The sequence below is a fragment of the Microcystis sp. T1-4 genome (assembly GCF_000297435.1).
Lineage (GTDB): Bacteria > Cyanobacteriota > Cyanobacteriia > Cyanobacteriales > Microcystaceae > Microcystis.
Genome location: NZ_CAIP01000142.1, coordinates 1 through 3119, shown reverse-complemented (window position 1 = coordinate 3119; position 3119 = coordinate 1). Strand labels below are relative to the sequence as shown.

Genomic DNA, 3119 nt, shown 5'->3' with positions numbered 1-3119 from the left:
ATTTTCTCCCGATCACCTTGAACGCATTTATAGATAAGTTTAATCGTGTCGTGAGCCGGACGGTAGTGATTAACCGATGGCTGATTAAGACAGGCCTTAAAAAGATGGAAGACCTCTTGAGAGAGGAGTCCAAAATTTTGTCGGGCCTGATCACTTCGATTGATCGCTTCTTTCGCGTCGTTAATGGCTTTATTGAAGGCGAAACTAGGTATTTTATATTCGAGGAGCGCGTCTAGGGATGCGTTACTTTCCCCCAAAAATTCTTTAACTGCCTCGATCGGGCCAATTCATCCAGTAAATTTTCTTGCGGTTTCGTGGGGTCGAGACTAAGATGGTTTTCCCTGCGTCCCTGATCGGAAATTTGGGCGAGATGGGCGAGAGCTTGGCGGAGATTTCTGAGGATTCCGCAGTAATCCACGATTAAACCGTTGGTTTTGCCCTCGTTAACCCGGTTAGCACGAGCGATCGCTTGCATAAGTGTATGAGCTTTCAGGGGTGCCGGTAAAACCGATAAAACCAGCACCCGGAAGTGCAGCCCGGAGGTTGCTGGCTAGGGTTCCGTACTGGGTTCGGTGGGCTTCGTCGCTGATAATGATAATATCGTTTCGGGAGTTGTAGGGTTGGTCGGGATTGACGGTTTGGTTGAATTTCTGGATGAGGGTGAAAATATAGGCTTTATGCTCTCCCAGAAGACTCTGTAAGTGTTCGTTACTGGAAGCTCGGCAGAGTTCTTGCTCGTTATTGGTCAATCCGGAACCGGCAAAGGTATCAAGTATTCGGGGGGGTAGGTAAAAGTGCCAGTTGGTATCCTTACGAGGAGTTATTTTTTAAACACTTACAGTGATAAGCTGTTCGTAATTTAAATTGCTTGTTGCGACGAGGCACTCTTGCAAGAGGCAACCCCCCCGACGTCGGTAGGGGGGGGAGTTCGGCTAATCTAAGAATAAGCGGTTTAAATACGTCTTAGCTTAGTACAATGATAATACAAAGTAGTTTACCAACTTTAGCTAGTTTTGGTCAAAGAGGGACAGAAAAGACTAGCTTATCCAATACTCTTTTTGGACTAAATTGGTGTACGGATTATGCTGTGGCTTGTACTCAAGTTGTAACTCGCCATGAAGGTAAGATTTTATCTGAAATTAATAAGGGTGAGGACTGGAGGGAGCATCTCACTTACGCGATAAGTAATTATACTTAGCCTAAAAGCCACTCTTAATCGTGTCTTGGAACGAAATAGAGGCTTTTAAAGACTGCGTACATGGAGAATTAAAACAAGAATTACCCTCGAAAAGCCTATTTTTCCACTAAGTATTTATGCTCATTGCAAAGGTGAGATGCTCCCGGACTGGACTTGGCAACTTTGCGACACTCCGGGAGTTGGCGAAAGTGAATATGCTGACGAAGAACATTTTGCACAAGTATATGAAACATTTCACTCTGCCGATGTAATTTTATGGGTTATTCAAGCTGACACTCGCGCTTTTGCTGAGGATCAAAAAGCACTTTTAAAACTTACGGACAATGGTAAAAATCGAACTCAAGCACATTATGTCATTGCACTTAATCAAATTGATCGGGTTTATCCAGAAAATTGGGATTCTATGAAAAACTGTCCTTCTCCCGAACAATCATCTTTTATTCCTGAAAAAATAGATATCGTATATGAACGATTTTCTCTGTATATTCCCATTAGAAAAACTAACATCGTACCTTGCTCAGTTCTTTTAAGTTATGGACTTGAGAATCTCGTAAACGTCATTAATGAGTTTGAACCAAAAGGAGTATCTTGCAATGAGTTTATTTAATAAAAAAGTTTCCTCAGAATAACAAAAGATTGTTGATAACTTGCGTAAAGTACTAGGTGATCAAGACTTTAACTTATTAGAAAGTTTAATTGAAGAAGAACTTAAAAATCCTCCTAAAGTAGCTGTTATCGGCAAAGCAGGGGTAGGTAAAAGCACCACAATCAATGCCCTATTTAATTTAGATGAAAAAGTAAGTCATACTACTCATGGTACAACAGAAGCAAGCAAGAAAATTGTTGAATTACCCAAAGGTGTTAAGCTGGCAATAATTGATATGCCCGGCATGGGAGAAGATTTGGAACTGGATCAAGAGTATGCCAAAATTTATGAAAAAATTTTACCAGAAGCCGATGTAGTCCTGTATGTCATTCAAGCGAATTTGAAAGCATTGCGAGAAGATATAGTTATCCTCAGAGACATCGTTCAAAATGTTATGGGTAATTTGAAAGGTCGCCTTGTTATTGGTCTAAATCAAGTTGATAAAATTGGTCCCGGTACTTGGAATACTAAATTTAATTATCCTTCTCCTGAGCAGGAAGACAACATTAATTAATCGTCGTTGCCGAGCAATTCAGAAAGAATTAAGTTCAGTGCTTTCTATTAAGGTCGAGCAAGTCGAGTATTATTCGGCGGAAAAGCGTTAGAGACTCTATAATGTGCTGTCTGCTATTATCAAAGCGGCAGGAAAAACTGGCTGGAAGTTGGCTATTAATCCTGCCGATCCAATTGAGTTAGCAGCTCCTGCTGTCCAAGATTTACTAAGACGTGAATTGGAGGATTAAACGATGCTTCAGTTTGAAAATAAAACCTCTATGCCAGTTTATTTGTCTATTGCTCATTATGACTCTTCTGAAGGTATGTTTATGACAGAGGATTGGTGGTGCATTCATTCAAATGAGACAATCACGCCCTATGCCAAGCAACTTGATAATCGATACTACTATTTCTATGCTCATAGCAGTGGAAATAATTTTGAGTGGGCTGGAGATACAGAACTAAATGTTTTTCATCAGCCGTTTAAACTTAAAGAACCATCTCACTGCGTTACATCTCACAGTACTAAAAAATTTAAGAAACTAGATGTTGGTAATAGTAAAAGCTATCTTGTCAGATTAACTCATCACTCCAGCTCTCCTTTAAGTGAAGAAGATCAAATTTTTATAAAAATATTTAGGGATGCAAAACAACTTAAATAGAAAATTTTTATGAATTAAAATCACGAAAATGTTAAATATTTATATTTAACACAAGAAACACTATTGATGTGCCTAAGTAGGTAGGCGTTAAAAGTTGTCAGATACCCCCCTTATCAAG

The 3119-nt window shown here is 39.6% G+C and carries 7 protein-coding genes; 4 read left to right on the top strand and 3 right to left on the bottom strand.

All coding sequences use genetic code 11. The features are described from left to right. The 3 genes from MICAI_RS26990 to MICAI_RS26980 form a co-directional block, all read right to left on the bottom strand. The coding region (locus MICAI_RS26990) for a hypothetical protein (protein WP_232306166.1) at positions 1-257 on the bottom strand (257 nt) is incomplete at its 3' end. Next, positions 233-475 (bottom strand): hypothetical protein, encoded by a 243-nt coding sequence (locus MICAI_RS26985; RefSeq protein ID WP_008200371.1) that lies wholly within the window; start codon positions 473-475, stop codon positions 233-235. The genes MICAI_RS26990 and MICAI_RS26985, both read right to left, overlap by 25 nt. Next, positions 453-776, bottom strand: a complete 324-nt coding sequence (locus MICAI_RS26980) for a DEAD/DEAH box helicase family protein (RefSeq protein WP_255348751.1) — start codon at positions 774-776, stop codon at positions 453-455. Before MICAI_RS26980 ends, MICAI_RS26985 begins: the two co-directional genes overlap by 23 nt. 558 nt (positions 777-1334) lie before the next feature. Between MICAI_RS26980 and MICAI_RS08380 the strand changes: the two genes are divergently transcribed. The 4 genes from MICAI_RS08380 to MICAI_RS08370 all read left to right on the top strand — a co-directional run bounded on the left by MICAI_RS08380 (position 1335) and on the right by MICAI_RS08370 (position 3001). Further along, positions 1335-1805 carry a GTPase gene (locus MICAI_RS08380; protein ID WP_008200364.1) on the top strand — a complete coding sequence of 157 codons (471 nt, stop codon included), beginning with the start codon at positions 1335-1337 and terminating at the stop codon, positions 1803-1805. A 40-nt stretch (positions 1806-1845) separates the two neighbouring features. Next, entirely contained in the window at positions 1846-2358 is a 513-nt protein-coding gene (locus MICAI_RS08375; RefSeq protein ID WP_008200362.1) for a GTPase family protein, read from the top strand. Between the two features lie 103 nt (positions 2359-2461). After that, positions 2462-2587 (top strand): hypothetical protein, encoded by a 126-nt coding sequence (locus MICAI_RS27550; protein ID WP_008200360.1) that lies wholly within the window; start codon positions 2462-2464, stop codon positions 2585-2587. Between the two features lie 3 nt (positions 2588-2590). Further along, a complete protein-coding gene (locus MICAI_RS08370) occupies positions 2591-3001 on the top strand; it encodes a DUF1036 domain-containing protein (protein ID WP_008200358.1) in 411 nt (136 codons plus the stop codon). Positions 3002-3119 lie beyond the last annotated feature (118 nt).